General features: G+C 47.6%; 14 protein-coding genes. 9 read left to right on the top strand and 5 right to left on the bottom strand.

Features of this window, described 5'->3' with window-relative positions; all coding sequences use genetic code 11:
- Nucleotides 1–21: 21 nt before the first annotated feature.
- From HA399_RS10795 to HA399_RS10785, 3 genes are all read right to left on the bottom strand, one after another.
- Nucleotides 22–978 carry a hypothetical protein gene (locus HA399_RS10795; protein ID WP_404324965.1) on the bottom strand — a complete coding sequence of 319 codons (957 nt, stop codon included), beginning with the start codon at nt 976–978 and terminating at the stop codon, nt 22–24.
- Between the two features lie 121 nt (nt 979–1,099).
- On the bottom strand, nt 1,100–1,870 hold the full coding sequence (locus tag HA399_RS10790; protein WP_404324964.1) for a hypothetical protein: 771 nt from the start codon (nt 1,868–1,870) through the stop codon (nt 1,100–1,102).
- The gene (locus HA399_RS10785; RefSeq protein ID WP_404324963.1) at nt 1,845–2,834 is read right to left on the bottom strand and encodes a hypothetical protein; all 990 of its coding nucleotides are present in this window, start codon (nt 2,832–2,834) and stop codon (nt 1,845–1,847) included. Before HA399_RS10785 ends, HA399_RS10790 begins: the two co-directional genes overlap by 26 nt.
- A gap of 1,891 nt (nt 2,835–4,725) precedes the next feature.
- On the opposite strand from HA399_RS10785, the gene HA399_RS10780 reads away from it, so the two are divergent.
- The 9 genes from HA399_RS10780 to HA399_RS10740 all read left to right on the top strand — a co-directional run bounded on the left by HA399_RS10780 (nt 4,726) and on the right by HA399_RS10740 (nt 17,606).
- The gene (locus HA399_RS10780) at nt 4,726–5,889 is read left to right on the top strand and encodes a polysaccharide export protein (RefSeq protein WP_404324962.1); all 1,164 of its coding nucleotides are present in this window, start codon (nt 4,726–4,728) and stop codon (nt 5,887–5,889) included.
- 81 nt (nt 5,890–5,970) lie between these two features.
- Complete coding sequence (locus HA399_RS10775; protein WP_404324961.1) at nt 5,971–8,199, top strand: polysaccharide biosynthesis tyrosine autokinase; 2,229 nt, start codon at nt 5,971–5,973, stop codon at nt 8,197–8,199.
- A 49-nt stretch (nt 8,200–8,248) separates the two neighbouring features.
- Nucleotides 8,249–9,544 carry an exopolysaccharide biosynthesis polyprenyl glycosylphosphotransferase gene (locus tag HA399_RS10770; RefSeq protein ID WP_404324960.1) on the top strand — a complete coding sequence of 432 codons (1,296 nt, stop codon included), beginning with the start codon at nt 8,249–8,251 and terminating at the stop codon, nt 9,542–9,544.
- A 324-nt stretch (nt 9,545–9,868) separates the two neighbouring features.
- Complete coding sequence (locus tag HA399_RS10765; protein ID WP_404324959.1) at nt 9,869–10,972, top strand: glycosyltransferase; 1,104 nt, start codon at nt 9,869–9,871, stop codon at nt 10,970–10,972.
- A complete protein-coding gene (locus HA399_RS10760) occupies nt 10,969–12,132 on the top strand; it encodes a glycosyltransferase family 4 protein (protein WP_404324958.1) in 1,164 nt (387 codons plus the stop codon). Before HA399_RS10765 ends, HA399_RS10760 begins: the two co-directional genes overlap by 4 nt.
- A 19-nt stretch (nt 12,133–12,151) precedes the next feature.
- Entirely contained in the window at nt 12,152–12,886 is a 735-nt protein-coding gene (locus HA399_RS10755) for a hypothetical protein (protein WP_404324957.1), read from the top strand.
- A 28-nt stretch (nt 12,887–12,914) separates the two neighbouring features.
- Entirely contained in the window at nt 12,915–13,556 is a 642-nt protein-coding gene (locus HA399_RS10750; protein ID WP_404324956.1) for a hypothetical protein, read from the top strand.
- Complete coding sequence (locus HA399_RS10745) at nt 13,544–14,782, top strand: lipopolysaccharide biosynthesis protein (RefSeq protein WP_404324955.1); 1,239 nt, start codon at nt 13,544–13,546, stop codon at nt 14,780–14,782. Before HA399_RS10750 ends, HA399_RS10745 begins: the two co-directional genes overlap by 13 nt.
- 1,387 nt (nt 14,783–16,169) lie before the next feature.
- Complete coding sequence (locus HA399_RS10740) at nt 16,170–17,606, top strand: O-antigen polymerase (protein WP_404324954.1); 1,437 nt, start codon at nt 16,170–16,172, stop codon at nt 17,604–17,606.
- 168 nt (nt 17,607–17,774) lie between these two features.
- On the opposite strand, the gene HA399_RS10735 is transcribed toward HA399_RS10740, so the two are convergent.
- On the bottom strand, nt 17,775–18,098 hold the full coding sequence (locus HA399_RS10735; RefSeq protein WP_404324953.1) for an IS30 family transposase: 324 nt from the start codon (nt 18,096–18,098) through the stop codon (nt 17,775–17,777).
- 251 nt (nt 18,099–18,349) lie between these two features.
- Complete coding sequence (locus HA399_RS10730; RefSeq protein ID WP_404324952.1) at nt 18,350–18,721, bottom strand: transposase; 372 nt, start codon at nt 18,719–18,721, stop codon at nt 18,350–18,352.
- Between the last annotated feature and the right edge of the window lie 60 nt (nt 18,722–18,781).

Raw genomic sequence — 18,781 nt, 5'->3', positions numbered from 1 at the left:
GCTGTGTCATTGTCACGTCGCTCATGGAGTGTTGCCCTGAGGGAGCGAGCCACTGTCCGTGTCATCAAGGTCATCGCTGTCATGACGGTGATCACTGTCATTACGGTTATCACGGTCATCACTGTCAGCGTATTGCCGCGCTACCTGCAGGTAGTCGCGCTGCTGTGGCTCTCCCGAGATGGCGTCCACGCTGCGGCACTCCTTGCCCGGCCATTGCAGACTCAACCACTCGGGCAGGCTGCGATTGACCCAGGCGGCGGCCGCCGAGATACGCGGCATGTTGACCACGACACGGTCGCCCGGCGCCAGCGTATAGGGCTGGTCATTCCTGGCGCTGATGCCGCGGACGATGATTCTGCCGCCCAGCGTGATGACACTGGCGTGTTCCGAGTCCGCCTGCGCGCCCGGCAGGCCAGCGATGGCGTTGTGCAGCGTCAGGCCGGGGCGCCAGTCCAGCTGGCGCACGCCAACGGCACTCCAGAGCTGAATGCGCGTCTCGGCCTGGCATTGGCCTATCCAGTCACCCGTCGTGAGCGGGATGTCCAGGCGCGGAAAACGCCACAGGGCGATGGGGTCGATCCGCCCGACCTGACGCCCCTCGACCGGCGTGCGGCCGATGATGCGCATCCAGTGCTTGAGGCCTTCAGCCGACAGCCGATCATCAAAGACGGCCTGCGAGCTCAGTTGACGCAGCTCGAAGAACAGGCGACGCCCCAGCTGACGAGCCCTGTCGCGTGTCTGTTGGGTGGCCACGAACGCATGCGGCCACTCGATACCATTGGCATTCGTCAGCACGCCGAGCTGGCGCGATAGCGCCTCACTGATGGTCAGTGTCTGGGCGCTGGCATCCCGGTTTTGGGATGGGGCTGACGATGCTGCCGGAGTCTCGCTGGCCAGCGCTGCGCCAGGCAGCAGGAGTGCACCGCAAGCAGACGTGAGCATCGCTACGCCAAGGGCGGCCTTCAGACGTTCATGCATATAGCTTTTCACGACACCTCGACGGGCAAGAGACACGGCACCTCGATGGACAGAAGACACACTGCCGACCCGTGCAACCGGGGCGGCATGATCATGGCGCTGAAAGAAAATTTCTTGGCATTTACCACCAGCCACGCGCGACCTCCCAGCTCCAATAATGAGAATCCGGCCAGGGTTGAACATCCGCCGCCCAGATTCTTGGTGCCGCATTGGCATCAGTCGCGGAGGGATCATTCACAGTAGCAACCGCATAGCGATTGACGCTACGCGAGCCATCTTGCCAGAGGATGTTTTCCTCACACTGGGCCACTGTCTGATCGCCCAACGGTAAGGCCTGGACGGCGGGAGCCGAGCATTGCCAGCTTGTCTGGCCCTGCGCATAGCCCTCTATGCCATCGGCGCGCTGCCAGCGTGAGTGAATCACGTAGCTGGGCGTGGAATCGCCCCTGTCCAGCGCAGACATCAGCGTGGTCAGCGATACATCGCGTCGCATGTCCAGCAGGTCAGTATCGAAGCCGGCGGTACCGCTCAGCCAGCCGTTCTCCAGACGCACGAAGGCATGATCCGCGGTTTCGAAACGTGCCAGCTCTGTCGTGCTCGAAGGCTGTCTTGCCTTCGACTCAACAGGCGTGGCGGAAGAGGGCAGGGCTGCCAGAGGTATCAGCCCTGTGTGTTCTTGCTGATAGGTCGCGTCCGTTGCGTCCATGTCTTTGCGGGTCGCTGTCTCCAGAGACGCCAGCACCACCATCCCGGTGTTGCCGTCATAGCTGAAACGCAGCGTGGCATAGGGCAGGGCGCGCGCACGCTCGGCATCGAATTGGTCGCTGCCGAGTATTGCGCTGGCTGTCTGCCCCAGCTGCCCCTGCTCAAGTGCGGAGCAGCCCCCAAGCATCAATGCGCCGGACACAAGCAAAGGGGCCGCCAGGCGGCCCCCCATCATGATGGATGTCGGCTTCATGGTGATCAGAAGGTACCTGTGGTGCCGGTGGTGCCAGTCGTACCAGTAGACCCTGTGGTGCCAGTCGTCCCGGTCGTACCCGTTGTGCCGGTGGTACCGGTGGTGCCTGTCGTGCCCGTTGTACCGTCGCCATCACCCGGCTCGCCGCCTTCATCCGGATCACTGCCGTCATCAGGGTCGGTGGTGCCGGTAGAGCCTGTGGTGCCAGTCGTGCCGGTGGTGCCAGTCGTTCCGGTAGTCCCAGTCGTGCCGTCGCCGTCACCCGGGTCCGTGCCATCGCCCGGATCAGTGCCGCCGTCGCCACCGTCACCCGGATCGGTACCGCCGTCGCCACCGTCACCCGGATCAGTGCCGCCGTCGCCACCGTCACCCGGATCAGTACCGCCATCGCCACCGTCACCCGGATCAGTGCCGCCATCGCCGCCGTCACCCGGATCAGTGCCGCCATCGCCACCGTCACCCGGATCAGTGCCGCCGTCACCACCGTCACCCGGATCAGTGCCACCGTCGCCACCATCACCCGGATCAGTACCACCGTCGCCGCCATCACCCGGATCAGTGCCGCCATCGCCGCCGTCACCCGGATCAGTGCCGCCATCGCCACCGTCACCCGGATCAGTGCCGCCGTCACCACCGTCACCCGGATCAGTGCCGCCGTCGCCACCGTCACCCGGATCAGTGCCGCCGTCGCCACCGTCACCCGGATCAGTACCACCATCGCCGCCGTCACCCGGATCAGTACCGCCGTCGCCACCATCGCCCGGATCAGTACCGCCGTCGCCGCCATCACCCGGATCAGTACCGCCATCGCCACCGTCACCCGGATCAGTGCCGGCGTCGCCGCCAGTGCTACCGCCACTGCTGCCGTCACCACCGGAGGCGACGGTAGCAGCGACACCGACCGCCGCCGCCAGGCCAGCGGCGACAGCTGCAATGGTGCCAGCGGCCATGCCACCAGCGGCACCAGCGCCTGCTGCCGCACCGCCAGTACTGCTACTTCCTGTGCTGGTAGATCCAGTGCTGGAAGGTGCCGAACCTGTCTGAGCCGGTGCTTCACTTTCGGCACGGGCTATCCCGGCAACCAATGGGGATAAGGCCAGTCCCGCGATGACCAATGTTGTAGCAGTGCGTTTCATGTGCGTTCCCTTGTCTTCCCGTGTAGGAAATTCTCACGCTCTCTGTGTTGGCACAGGCGCTGATATGACTTGCTGGGCGATTGATTCTATATGAGAAACAATAGAAGGTATTGGAGACTTGTCGTGCACAACGTTCTATCGCCTCGTGAGACAGATTTCAATACGCGAATGTTGTGGAAATTAACAGAGTTCAGGTTGTTGGTCGACTGACATCTAACCGTAAACAACCATCGAATATGATGATCGCGGCATCATGCTTGACAAGAATGGCCTCGGGCTCTCGACAATAATCGCAAGAAATGCGAGTTGGTAAAAATTGGCCAATCTCGGAAGAGAGCATACGGGCTTGAATTCTGGGTCGTGAAACTCGTTATCTTTATCGGTAAGCCCATTTTAATACTGATTGATGATGCTTTGATGGTAAGGCTAGTCATTCTGTTATTGGTTAATTGGTACTTTGTGTAAATTTTTGTTTCTGATTGATGCTGATTCGTATCGCGATCAGCTGTGGTCGAGCTGGGCGTCTCCTTTTGGATACGCAGTGATTCATGATCTAATGCCCTGCAATGCGGCTCCTGGTGCCCAGTGGTCCACATAATACTAAAAATATCAGTCATTTAGGTGTTATCGTCTCGCTTTCATGCCTTGGTGGGCGGCAGGGGAATATGAATAAAGGGTGGAACGAGAGTCCCAGAATGCAGTATCATGCGTCCCTTATTGAAAAGGCTGTGTTTCTTTTTTGCGACACGGGAAGGATGGGTCACCGGTGGAACGTCATGCCGTGTTGACGATACGCAGGAAGGATCTTGCGCTTGCGGTGCTGGTGTCTCTACCAACGCCCGATAGATTCTCTCCTCAGCAGTGTCGGTAACAGGCTGTCATGGCGTGTCAGCCATTGGATTTGTAGTGACTGGTACCATCCAGCCAGTGCGAGCCGATAGGGTTGTACAAGTCTTATTAGTTCGAAACCTGAATCCTGTACTCATTTGAACAAAAACAAGTCCTCATCTGATAGCACTGGCGATCTACAAGACGATTGCTCTGCTAGGGTTTGTTGCGTCTTGAATTTCGGGATTACCTTTCTGGTTGTTAAGTATTAGCTAATTGAATTTTGTGCTCGATATCTGTCCACGAGTTCAGTGCGCCGGATTTTCCTCAAGGGGAATGATCTTGTCTTGAATTCGAGGCGCCACTCGTAGCAAGGCTTTCTTGCGTCAGTGAAGGATTGATGCTGGCTGGGAAACAGGTGGCCAGGCACGACACAAGCTGGAAGACATCAAGATCTTCATGTCAGGGCCTCAGGGATGCGCCGTCAACCACCCTGGGGCGGTAGCGTGCCTAAAACCAGCTCACGCTCACGAAGCCGATTGAGTCGGGAAGACACATCGCAGGCCTTGCGCAATGCAGGCCAACATCAGACAGCTCTCTGGCTGTCCTCGAGATTCACCCTGCGCATCCTTTTCTACATTTTGTCTCTTCACCCTGACTCTTCACCCTGACTCTTCACCCTGACTGGCATGTCGGGTCTGGGCTGCTGAGCCTATTTTCGGTTGACGACTTTCGATTGACTACGTCGCGGCCTGACCACGACGCCTTCTCTTCCAGGGCAGCATGAGGCTGCCCATTCCATCTTGCAGTTTTCGGGGGTTTTACATGATCAAGGTCACCATGTTTGGCAAGGGCTGTGCGCTGTCGCCGCGCCCCCGCCTGGCAATGACCACCGCGCTGTTGATTGCCATGTTGTCTACCACGGGCTGTGCTTTCGCCCCCGGTGGCGATATGGACTATCAGACAGAAACGGCCCCGCTGGATGATGCGCTTGAGGTCAAGCCGATCACCTTCGGCATGGTAGATGCCCTGAATGACAGTCGTGGCCAGGGCCAGCGTGACAATCAGCTGCTTGAGCAGCAGTTGGCCGATTACGATTACCGCATCGGTCGCGGTGATGTGCTCAACATCATCGTCTACGATCACCCCGAACTGACCATCCCGGCCGGCTCTGAACGCAGTGCCATCGAATCCGGCAACAGCGTGCACAGCGACGGCACCATCTTTTATCCCTACATCGGGCGCGTCAAAGCAGCGGGACTGACGGTCAAGGAACTGCGCGCCGTCATCGAGCGCCGTCTGTCGGGTTATATCGCTTCACCGCAGATCGATGTGCAGGTGGCGGCATTCAAATCCCAGAAGGTATACGTCACCGGCCAGGTGCAAACGCCGGGAATCCTGCCGATCACCAATGTGCCGCTGACCATCCTCGATGCCGTCAATCAGGCAGGCGGCCTGTCGCCACTGGCCAACTGGCACGTCGTGGTGCTGACACGTGATGACAGTGATGAACACTTCTCGCTGTATGACTTGCTGCAGAATGGTGCACTGAGTAACAACCGCCTGCTGCGCGACGGTGATGTACTGCACATCCCGGATGTGGGCAATCAGAAAGTGTATGTGATGGGTGAAGTGCAACTGCCGGGCAGCCTGGCAATGGGCAATTCGCGTATTTCGCTGACAGATGCCATTGCCCAGTCAGGAGGTATCGATGAAGGCCAGGCCGATGCCAAGGGCATCTTCGTCGTTCGGCGTGCCGATACCAACACAGGCAAGCTGGCGACCGTCTATCAGCTGGATGCCCGCGATTCGGCAGCCTTCGTGATCGGTGCCGAATTCATGCTGCAGCCTTCCGATGTGGTCTACGTCACTGCCGCGCCGCTCAGTCGTTGGAACCGTGTCGTCAATCAGTTGATGCCGACCCTGACCGCCGTCTATCAGGTAACGCGTTCCGCCAGTGATTTCGATGATCTGCGCAGTGATGATTGATTCGCGCCAGCATCTCATTTCCCTCTTCATTACCATCTACCACTGGTTCTCACGAGAGCCGCAGCACTCGAAGGGTGTTTCATGAATCAGACCCCGCAACATACGGCCACTGGGGCGATGCCAACGGCAGCCACTCGCGACAACGATGACGATGCGATTGATCTGGGGCGCTTGTTTGGCATCTTGGTTGATCACAAGCAATGGATCATCGCGATTACTGGTCTGTTTGCCGTCATCGGGGTGATCTATGCACTGTTGGCGACGCCTATCTACAAGGTCGATGCCCTGATACAGATTGATGATGCGCCTTCGACCAACCCGCTGGCAGATGTCAACTCGATATTGGGCAAGGAGCCGCCTTCCCAATCCGAGATCGAGATCATTCGCTCTCGAATGGTGCTGGGCCGCGCGGTCGATCTGCTCAACCTGGATATCACTATCTCCCCGAAGCGCCTGCCTCTGTTGGGTGATTTCCTCGTGCGGCGAGGAGTAGAACGGCCTGATTTTGCGCAAGGTTGGGCAAGTACCTGGGCAGGGGAGAGCATTGATGTCAGTGAAATGCCAGTCGATGATGCCATGCTTGGCAGCACCATCACTCTGCGCGTACTGGATGAAACAAATTACGAGCTCTTTCTTGAGGGGGAGTCGCTGGGTAAGGGGAGCGTCAACCAACTGGACACCTTCGCCGATGGTCAGCTCAATCTACGTGTGACCTCACTGAGTGCTGCGCAAGGTGCGGAATTCGAGCTGACCCATATCAGCCGTATGCAGGCGATTGAAGATCTGCGTAACTCCTTCTCCGTTGCAGAGCAGGGCAAGGAAACCGGCATTCTTTCCTGGTCGATGACAGGTGAGAATCCGCGTAAGCTGCAGCGTATCCTGAATACCATCGCGGATATCTATTATTCGCAGAATGTACAGCGCCAGAGCGAAGAAGCGCGCAATAGTCTTGAGTTTCTCGATAACCAGGTACCCAAGGTGCGGGCCCAGCTGGATGCAGCGGAATCGCGCTTGAATGAATTCAGAACCTCGCGTGACAGTGTGGATCTCTCGCTGGAAACCCAGTCGGTGTTGGAGCGCATCGTGAATCTGGAAGCTCAGGTCAATCAGCTGGAACTGACCGAAGCAGAGATCGCCAAGCGTTATACGCCTAGCCACCCGACTTACAAAGCACTGCTCGAGAAGAAGGAGCAGCTCAAGCGTGAGATGGATAAGTTGAATGCCCAGGTGAAGAACCTGCCTGAAACACAGCAGGAAGTGCTGCGCCTCACGCGCAGTGTAGAAGTGACCCAGGCCATCTATGTTCAACTGTTGAACAAAGTGCAGGAAATGGAGATTGCCAAGGCAAGTACTGTCGGCAATGTGCGTATCTTGGACGATGCCGGTATCTTGCCGCAGCCAGTCAAACCCAAGAAAGCCATGATCGTGGTCATCGCTACACTGCTGGGTGGCATGCTGTCAGTGGGTCTCATCCTGTTGCGTGCGGCATTTCGGCGTGGAGTGGAATCGCCAGATCAGTTGGAAGCGCTGGGTCTGCCAATGTATGCCACCATTCCGCTCTCGGATGAGCAGGGCAAGCTGAGTCGCAAGGTAAAGCGTGCGACGGACAAGCACTCACGTCAGATTCCCAATGGCTTGCTTGCCGCGCGCAATCCGGCTGACCTAGCTATCGAGGCGCTACGCGGCCTGCGCACCAGCCTGCACTTCGCGATGATGGAATCCTCTTCCAATACGCTGATGATTACTGGCCCCAGCCCAGGCATCGGCAAGAGCTTCGTTGCTGCCAACCTGGCCGCTGTCTGTGCTCAAGCCGGCCAGCGAGTCTTGGTGGTAGATGCCGATATGCGCAAGGGCCATATGCACTCCATCTTCGATGAACGCTCCGAGTGTGGCTTGAGTGATTACCTGGCAGGCAAGAAGTCCTTGGAAGATGTTATTCGCACGGTTTCCGCGCTTGAGACATTATCCTATGTGGCGCGTGGCATTGCGCCCCCTAACCCCTCCGAGCTGCTGATGAGTACACGTTTCCAGGAATTCCTGGCTGCTGTCAGCGAGCGCTTTGATCTAGTTATCATTGATTCCCCGCCAATCCTGGCTGTCACGGATGCTGCCGTCATCGGCAAGCACGTAGGGACGACGCTGCTGGTGACTCGTTTTGAGATAAACGCGCCTAAAGAAGTGGAAGTCTCACTCAAGCGCCTGGCAGCCTCTGGCATTGCAGTGAAAGGCGGCATACTCAATGCGATGGAACGCAAGGCTGCCGGTGCCTATGGCGAAAATTATGGCTATTACAACTACAGCTATAAATAACCTCGCTTGATTTCGCTAACAGCCGTCTTGAACCGCAAGGGTACTAGCCATGAATAAAGTGAGCTCTACTATGGAGCATCAACGCCGCTATTCACGCCATTACGAGCGCTTGCTGGCCAGCAAACGCCTGCAGACGTTCTTCGGCGTGCTGGTGGTAGTCGTACTGCCTGCCATGTATCGATGGGGATTTGATTTCTGGAATACCTCTACGCTTGCACAATGGAACGCTATTCTGGGCACTGCGGCCGCCTTTACTTTATCTTTGACGTTGATCAATCGTCTGTGCCAGCTACCGGGAACACGCTCTTTTACCTATGTTATCCCGACAGTAGCAGCATCTTACACCTTGCTTATCATCATCTGCGGAGTTTTAGAAATTGAAGTCTCTCGGCTCCAGATCGGTATCTCATTTGCTCTGGCGATCATCTTTGGCGGGGCTTTCTATTATGTCGATAGCAAGTTGACCACCAAGCGCATGGCAGTAGTGCCTTTCGGCAAGGCGCCAGCATTGTGTGATGATCACAGCAAGTCAGTCTATTGGTATCAGCTGGAGGCCCCGACACTTGTCGGTATGAAACGAATCGATGCAGTTGTCGCAGATTTGCGTGCGGATCTCCCGGGAGAATGGCAACGTTTTCTTGCTGACTGTACGATTCACCGTATCCCGGTCTATCACGCCACCCAGGCGCATGAAATGATTACCGGTAAGGTACTGTTGGATCACCTCTACGCCAATGAGTTTGGCTCACTGACACCACGTGAAGACTACGAAGTCATCAAGCGAGGTATGGATATCCTCGCTGCCCTGATCCTGATCCCGTTGTTGACCCCCATTATGCTGCTCACAGCCCTCGCTATTCGCTTGGATAGTCCCGGCAAAGCACTATTTTGCCAGCTCCGCATGGGTTTCCATTGTCGCCCATTTACGGTCTACAAGTTCCGTAGCATGTATACTGATGTAAAGGGTACTGGCTTTACTCAAGAAAGCCATGATCCTCGCATCACACGTGTTGGTCGTTTCATTCGCAAGTGCCGTCTTGATGAGCTGCCACAATTGTATAATGTCTTGAAAGGCGATATGAGTTTAATTGGACCGCGACCAGAATCCTTAAACTTAACAGAATGGTATGAAAAAGATGTACCATTCTTTAATTATCGGCATGTAGTACGTCCGGGTATTACGGGGTGGGCTCAGGTGGAGCAGGGTTATGCTGCAGAAATTGAAGGAATGATAGAAAAATTAGAATATGATTTTTATTACATTAAAAACTTTTCTCTATGGCTAGATATATTAATTCTGTTTCGCACTATAAAAGTGATAGTAAGCGGTGATGGTAGTCGATGATATATAAGCAAGTTAAAGGCTTTAAGGTATATAGTCTAATACCTACTGTGGGTGATGCTATTTTATTTTTGATAACCCTTAAAGTGAAAGTTTTATATCATAACTCATGTTAATAACGGCAATAAGAGTAAATTTAATTATCGTAAGTTTTATATTTAAAGCTGTAGTTGTTTAAGCCTAAATGATATGCGATAGAGTTTAGGGAATATTGTATTAGTAATTAAATTCTGTGATTAAATTTTTTAGATAAGCGCTTTATCTTTTCCTGCACTTAGTTAGCTATATAAAACTCATCTTTATATTACAAGGTTCTGCACTATGATAATGGATGAAGAAAAAGGAATCACAGTATTACATGTCATAGCACATATTGAAAAAGGCGGTGCTGAGAGGCAGCTTTCACTGCTAGCCCGTGACTCTCGATATCAACATATAATAGCAGTGCTAGCTGGTAATGAATCTGAATCGACAGCATTAGTTGAGTTGTTGCCTAGCCTTAGCCCTTTTAGTATATATAAAAAGGTACGTTGGCTAGTAAAAAAATATCAAGTAGATATTGTACAGCTATGGTTGCCTGATCGTTTAACTATTCCTGCAATGTTTGCTGCTAAAAAAGAAAATTGTAAGATAGTTAGTAGTGATCGAAGAAAAGTACGTAACTATGGCAAGGGGGCGGTGCGAGATAGACTACCTTATATCAACCACCTTGGTTCGGATATAGTAATACCAAATTATCCACATTTTTTACCTTGTCTATCTTTGAGAAGAATGTTGGGGATTAACAATTATACGCATACAATCCTTAATGGCATGGAGTTGATAGAAAGAAAAAGGGATATTGATAGCATCCCTCATCGGTTACTATTTGTTGGTAGATTAGTTGAGCAAAAGCGTGTAAAAATGCTAGTAAAAGCTATGCCACAATTAATGTCTGAAACGGGCATTACTGGCTTGGACATAGTGGGGGAAGGGCCTGAAGGAAGTAGTATTTCAAAACTGATTAATGAGTTGAATCTTAAAAAAGAGGTGATACTTCATGGTAGGTTAAAGGACTGGGGTGTTAGATTTGAACCTTCAACCCATATTTTGGTGTTACCTAGTGCTTCAGAGGGAATGTCTAATACGCTATTTGAATCTATCGCTTGGGGATTTTATCCAATAGTAAGTAAGAGTAAAGAGCTTATCAAAATATTGGAGTCTTGGTCACAGCTTCCAGGTATGATTAATCATCGAGACGCTTCAACTTTGATACTAGAGGTTAATAAAATTCGCTCTCAAAAAGGAGCTGTAATACAGGAGAAGGTTAGAGTCATGCAGTCAGAACTAAGAAATTTTTCAGTAGAAAGAATGACAAAGCAATATGACTCGGTTTATGAAGATTTAATATCTGATCATGATATTATCTCCACATTAAAGGAGTCATCATGATGGATAATAAGCCTGTAATATTGATTTTTGCAGCAAATAATATTGCTAAAGATGGTATCACGGGTGCTGCTATTGGTACTGAGATAGTCATTAATAGTATGCAAGACACACATAAAATTGAAACAATAACATTAAGAACAAATGGCCTTTCTCAATTGAGCAAGGAAGGCATACGAGCTAAATTTTGTTCATTATTGTCCGCTACTTTTATTTCTTTTGAAGCTTTATTCAATTTAGTGAAGCGAGGTTTAAAAAAACCAAAAGTTGATATATTTTATATGCTGCCAGCAGCTTCTACTTTTGGAATCTTACGAAATCTTATAACTGTCCTATTAGTGCGAATATTTTATCGTAAAGTACGTATTGTATATCATATACGTAATGGGAATTATTTCGAAGAAAAAGCGAATATTTTAAATCATATAACTCAGTATGTTAATAAATGCGCTGACAGAATTATCGTACTTAGTCGTTTATTATTGCCAGACAATAAAATTAAAAATAGTCTCGATGACGACTGTATATTTATATTACCAAATACTATAGATAGTGAGATTATTAGTAAAAGTACGAACAGTACAGACAAGCTTCAAAAACCTTGGCCAATAAAAGTACTATACCTTTCTAATTTTATTGAAGATAAAGGCTATTTAACTTTACTTGAAGCCGGAAAAATACTTGTTGAAAATGGGTTAGCTGAAGAGTTCATATTCACATTTCACGGTAAGTGGCTAAGTTCACAGGATCGCATCACATTTGAGTCGCAAGCTGAATTTCTGACTGATAATGGCCTAGATGTACATGTTGGGGGGAGTATCAGTTCTAGAGCAGATGTACAATCTCTTTATGCGCAAAATCATGTTTTCTGTCTACCAACAAGTTATGCTGCAGAGGCTCAGCCGCGCTCAATTCTTGAAGCTATGTCGAATGAATGTGTTGTAGTGTCGACTCGATTCCGGAGCATCCCGGATATGGTCATTCACGAAGAAACAGGTCTGTTGATAGATTATAGGTCTCCTAAGTTGCTCGCTGATGCGCTCTCTTCCTTAACCCCAGAAGAAATTAAGCGCATGTCTCAAGCAGGACTAAAACACTTTGAGCAAGAGTTCAGTCCTTCAGCAGTTAAGCTTCAATTGTTGGAAGCATTAAAATTCACTTAAAATTAAGATTAATACAATGATGCAAAATAAAGAATCTATAACTATTTATTATGTTGTAGGTCAGCCAAGATCAGGAAGTACCTTTGTAGGTGATTGGCTAGCAAGAAGGTTAAATACTATAAATGCTGGTGAGGTTTGGCAAACCTTTAGGTCTCTAAAATTGGTTCATGACGCTGACTTTGAGAATAGTAGGGGTCGTTGGGTACAAGCAGAAGCTAGAGAGGAAAAAAATAAAGAGATTAATGTAAATCCTTTTTGGAATGCTGTTTTATTACAAGACAATACGGAACCATATAGTTCATTGATTAAAGAGGCAAAAAATAAATCAAAGAGCTTAGTCGATACGTCTAAGAATGATAATGGTATCGCTTTTTATCGATCCCTGGGATGTAAAGTAGTTGTTATACACACTATTCGAGGTTTTACTACATGGGCTAGGTCCATGAATAAGTATCAGTCCGAGTATGGTTTAAATAAAATTAGCCTTGCAAGGTTGTTATTTAATTATATAAAATTTAATACAGCGTTTAAAAGATATAATAATAGCGGTGAGTATTATGTTATAAAACAAGAGAATTTAGATAATCTGAACCTTGATATGAAGTGTTTCATTGATGCCCAAGAATTAGGCGATAATTATATACGCTGTGAAATGTTTGGGACTCCAAATTTTAGCAGTGAATACTCAAAAAAAAGAGGTCAGCAAGAGATTAGCAAGTTTGATAAATTGCTGTACAAATTGTTAGGTTTTTAAATATCATTCTCTTGAGAAATATAGATTCATGTTAAAATATAAAATAGTATTCGATTTTGTAGCAAAAATTAGAAATTATCAGCTTGGTAGATATCAATGGGTTACCCCAAAAGCAGATCTAGTTATTGAAGGATTTCCTCGGTCAGCAAATACTTATTTGCACAGAATTATTAGAGCTGCTACGGATAATAAATTATTAATAGCTAATCATGTACATAGGGCTCAGCAAATAAAAATGGCTATGCGTTATAAAATACCAACATTCGTACTATTTAGGCATCCATTAGACTGCATCTCTTCTTATTTAGTGAGAGAGCCTGGTTTATCAGTAGATGAATGTGTTCAAAGTTACATAAATTTCGCTGAGGAAGTTTTAGTCTACAAAGATTATAAAAATCTATATATTATAACTTTTGATAATTTGATCATTAACTCGGCACATATATCAAGTAACATTCTTAATGTTTTGGGAATTGATAAAGAGGTAAGTGAGGATTTTATTAAGATAAACACGACCGATAAAAGGAATGAAAAGTCGAGAAGTTCATTACCTAATGCAGTAAAAGAGATAGGTAAGAAAAATCACAAAGACGATATCGTTAAGCATTCAAAATATGAATATGCTGTGCATTTATTTAATAAAGCTGAGAATAGTCAATGGGATCAATAAAAAATTTACTATCTTTGGTGAGTATACAAGGTTTTGGTGCCTTATTGTCTTTAGTATATGTCGTAATATTAACTAGTGTGCTTGGCACAGAAAATTTCGGTAAATATGCTTGGGTAGTATCGATAGGTGGTGTTCTCTCCCTTATTTTTCAAAGAGGGCTGCCAACATCAATATTAAAAATATACGCTCCTTTTGATATTTCTTCTCTTAAATCGCCCTCTTCAGTCACCAGAACATTAGGTTTGTACTTTTTATCTGCTTCTATTGTTCTTCTTGTTACAACATTACTAACACCTATAATAGCCTACTTGCCACAAATAGAATTGTTATGGAGTATCCCGATTGGTATATCTCTAGCATGTACAACTATTGCGGATGCAGTTTTAAGAAGCGCAAACCTCGCACTAAAGGCTCAGGTAGCAAATCAAATTATAAGGACAATGTTACTACTAATAGGAGTAGGCTTCTTATTCTGTTTTAGTGTTAACAACATCATTTTTTATTTCATGACTTATTGTGTTGCTTCATTATTATCTGCTGCAATATTCATTTATCCTGCCTTAAGATCATTCAGAAAAAGCCTGATGGGAAGTAAAGGCGTTAGAAGTAACTCAGCGCATTTCCAAGTTTCTATGTCACGTAGTATTGGTAACCATCTCCCAATATTCATCACTGGCTTCTTCGTTATACCAGAGACTTTAGCCTATTTAGCGATTGCAATAAGACTTACTGCTCCTATTGGATTTGGAGTAATTGCAAGTCGAGCTTACTTTGGAGCAAGAATTAATAAAAAACTAAAAGAAAAAAAATATTCAAGTGCTTATAGAGATTTTAAATTGTCCGCCATCTTTTCTTTTGGTATAGCAATAATTGCGTCGTTATTTATTTATACAGCAGTGATTTACTTGAGTGGAGCAGCAACTGGCCCATTATCAGAGTATAATAACATATATTTATTAAATGCTATTTTCATTTTGGTGATACTATTTAAAGTCTGTATTTCAGGTTTCGGGCCTGTACAAATAGTTGCCATTTTACAAGATTCAGAAATTTATGTAAGGAATTATAACTTATTTGCACTGTCGTTATTTTCTCTAGGGTTAATAATTGCCGGGAAAACTCAAAGCATACTAATGTCAGGCATTGTAATGGTTGTTTATGGCATGGCAGTTTCTATGGGGTTATGGTGGAAAGTAAGATCTAATTTCTTATCAAGTTCTGAATAATATACAGTTCAACTAAAGTAATAAGAATTCTCGACATCTTATCACTGCCTAATGACAACGGAAACCTATTAAGGAAAGACACTGAACTAGGTAACCCATGGCAAGGTAATCAGTGTCGATAAAGAAGACTCGTAACCCTTACACCCAAGCCCACAAAGATGAGGTTCTGGCTCTCGCTGCCAGCATCGGTATCAGCGCAGTCGCTCAAGAGTTTGATTGCAGCCAACCAGGTCTATCAGTGGCGCACCAAGTCTCAACAGAAGCAAAGTACCTTGGCCGAGAGTAGGAAGCTGAGAAATCGGAAGAGCTTGAAATCAAAAAAACCGGTGTATTTTATCCCAAGCCTGAAGTGAAGTAAGGCTTCATTAAGCGGGGTCGTCAGACATTCTATTTTCAGCGCATTTGCGCCACTCTTGGCATCACTCGTAGTAGTTACTACGCTTGACGACGGCATAGTGGAAACCATGTCGGTGGCTACGCCAGCTGACTGTTATCGTTCAGCGAGTGGCCTAGGCCTATCACCACCGAAAAGGGCGCTTAGGCGATCCAGATTTGCTTTGGATCTGCGTGATGAGAGGCTGCCGTTAAACCGTTATTGCCAGTCTCCCTCGGCAAGGCCTACGCGCCAAACCAGAAATGGGCTGATAATATCACGTGCTTGGTGCCTTACGAAGGTTGGCTTTACTTGTCAGTATTGATCGATCTGTACTCACGCAAGGTCATCGGCTGAGCGATGAATGAACGGTTGACCGCCTACTTGTCCAGTAACACCCTGAAGATGGCACTATGGAGTCCAAAGATGCCAAGAAATGTAGCCTGTATTGCTCGGTCATCTATTAATTGTTGCGAATCTGATACGACTCTCAATCCAGTATGAGCGCCAAGAGAAATTGCTATGGCAATGTCTGTGCCGAGATATTCTTCCACAACCTCAAGTTCGAGTCGATTAGCGGCGAGCGATTTCGAACCCGGGGAGGGGGCTATGAAACGACAGGTGTATGAATATATTGAGTTCAATTACAATCGGCATCGTCGGCGCAGTGCCATAGGAGTGATTAGCCCAGTGGTTTTCGAAATCCGGATAAGCGCTTAGGCGAGGGCTCATAGTTCTGGCAAGATCAGGAGTAACAGTTCATCTTTACAGTTCAGAATATGTTCGCTCTTTCGGTTGAAGCACTACTCTGAGCTCTTCAATCTCCTAGAACTAAACTGATTATGGAGTTTCTAATTCCGATATATATATGGTACATTAAAAAATTAATTTTTTAAATAGTTGATAGCACGAATATCGATGTTATATAGATTAATTGCATTTAACTTTAGTTAAAGTAAGTAAAAGCCTCCCACTTGTTTTATGTCAATAACTATTTTGAAAGTGAGATCAAAGTTGACTAAATCCGTACTATCAAAAATATTGGTTTATCTTTTTCTTGAGGTTATATGTTTTTTATTATTCGCTTTGTTGTTTGTTGAGGATGTTAACGGGGATTTATTAGTAGTGATGTCGTCGAGTTGTGTTTTTTTATTTGTTTTCCACATATTAATTTTAGCTTGGATTTTGGACTTTAAATTAGTATCGATGCCTTTCTTGTATTCTATTGTAATGTCGGTATATATGATTAGTCCGCTTGTGTTGTATCTTGAGTCCGGTGCTGATGGTTTATTTTATTGGAGGTATATAAGTTTAGATTATATTGCTAAAACCATTCCTTATCTAATGTTGTCGGTTATAGCTTTTGTTTTAGGGGCAGGTATCGCAATTATCAGTTTCAAGGCACGGGGGCCCTTAATCAAGGATTATAAAAGAGTCCTGTCTAGACATGATAAGCTCGCTTTATATATAGCTTGGTCGGTCTTTATTTTTTCGATAACTGTGATTATAATTGAGACTATTTCGGGGGGGGGATTGATGCCAATGATTAATGGTGATTACCACGTTTATTCCGAGAATAGAAAGTCTGGTGAAGCAAGCCGGTTATTTGTAGCTACTATGACATGGTTTATGCCTATGTCAATTATCACACTTAACGCACTCGACAAATGGCGATTACAATCTTGTGGGTATACAGACATTATTTTCCTATTGGGAGCTCTTGTATTTATTGTATCTGGTGATCGAGGTACTCTTTTAGCTGTGTGTGCATCTTGGTTAATATTGCATCAGTTAATTTGTAAAAATATAAGTTTTGGAAAGTTAGTATGGGTATGTGTGGGGGTGATGATATTTATACCAACTATGGAGATTATGCGTAACTTTTCATTCTCCGAATGGTCTTTTTCTAATGTTATATCAACCGCAATAAATGTATCATCTAACGAGAAATTTAGTGGAAGTACACTTTTAGCAATGTTAGGTCCATTTTCTCCATCACTAATGACCTTCATGGGCACCCTCATGAAATATGATGGTGGAGAAGCTATTCGTTTAGGTAGTGATTATATTTTTGCACTTCTTTCTGCGATACCATTCAACTCTTCTATGGCACCTAATAATAGTATGCAAATACATAATTATTTGATCCCAGACCGTAAAGGTGGTCCGGGTTACATGGCTGTAGCCGAGTTTTTTATTAATTTTCATGTTCTAGGTGTGATTTTCGGCCATTTAATTTTAGGGTATTTGACTACTAGGATGCAATACAGCATGCACAAGCTAGGAATTAGTGCAATTAAGGTCGCATTTTATGCAACTGTTTTCTTTGCTTTATTATTGTGGATTAGAAATGAGTTTAGTGGTTTATTACAGGTCACTTTTTACTGGTCTATATGTTTCTTATTATTACCAGTGTTACTAAAGAGGCTATTACCTTGGAGATATAGTTAGGCTTATATTGTAGGTATTATATTTAGAAGTAGTTTTTGAGTTTTACAGTCATTGGATTTTACTGATGTTGCATAAACATTGCCTTTAGCGAGCTTTCCTCTTTGTATATTCTTGGTTCTGAATTTAAGCAATAAGCGCAGTACCTGCGGTATCCGGGCCTCCTGAGTCTTACCCTAAAAACACCTGCGCCGGTGTCAGGTAGCAGAGTCGTTTTAGAGGACGGTCATTCAGCTTTTCGACCACCTTGCGTAGCTCTGCATTGCTGACCTGGTGGAAATCCGTTTCTTTGGGGAAGTACTGCCGTATCAGGCCATTCGTATTCTCGTTGGTCCCACGCTGTCCAGAGCAGTAGGGATCGCAGAAGTACATCGCCGCCGTCACGGCCTTGGCCACCGCTTCGTGGCCAGAGAATTCCGAGCCATTGTCCAGTGTGATCGTCAGGACCGCTCCCCGACACGGCTTCAACAAGCGGATCATGGCTGCTTGCGTCAACTCCCGAGATCCTGGGCAGTCGTGCCGCCAGTAAATAGCCACTGCGACGCTCGACCAACGTGACCAGGCCTGATTGCTTGTGGCCCTGTATCACGTTGTCGCCCTCCCAGTGGCCGATGAAGCGCCGGTCATTAATCTCATCTGGGCGGTGCTCGATACCGACTCGGTTGGGGATCTTGCCCAACCCGGCGCTCTTGGCGTGCGTGCGGTGCTTATTGTGGAGTTTGGGACGACGGAGATGCCGCCAAAAGTCACCACCTCGTGCCTTGTCGTCCCAGATCAAGGAGGAAGATCCATTGATGATTGACAATAACGCCGGCCAAGGGCGCCATGAAGCCACTGATTTTCTGTAGGCTCCACTCCTCACGTAGCCGCCCGGCAACGGCGGCCATCATACCTGGAAGGCGCTTTGTCCACTTGGTAGCAGTGCGGCGCCGACGATCACTGAGTGTCTGAGCCTGCTCGGGATCATAGCCATCAGCGGTGGCGTTACGGCGAATTTCACGGGTGATCGTGCTGCTGTGGAGGTTCAGCTCCCTGCCGATCTGGCGCTGGCTCATGCCCAAGTCATAACGGGCGTGGATCTGGTATCGTTGGGTCTGGGCCAGCTGTCGATATTCCATACTCTGCTTCACTTTGGTCGGTGAGCCGAGAAGAGTACCGGCGCTGGCCCTCCTGCCTCT

Origin of the sequence: Cobetia sp. UIB-001 (genome assembly GCF_044789135.1) — a bacterium.
In the GTDB taxonomy this organism is placed as follows: Bacteria; Pseudomonadota; Gammaproteobacteria; order Pseudomonadales; family Halomonadaceae; genus Cobetia; species Cobetia amphilecti.
The sequence above is the reverse complement of the archived record's forward strand: the minus strand, read 5'-3'. Positions and strand labels throughout refer to the sequence as shown.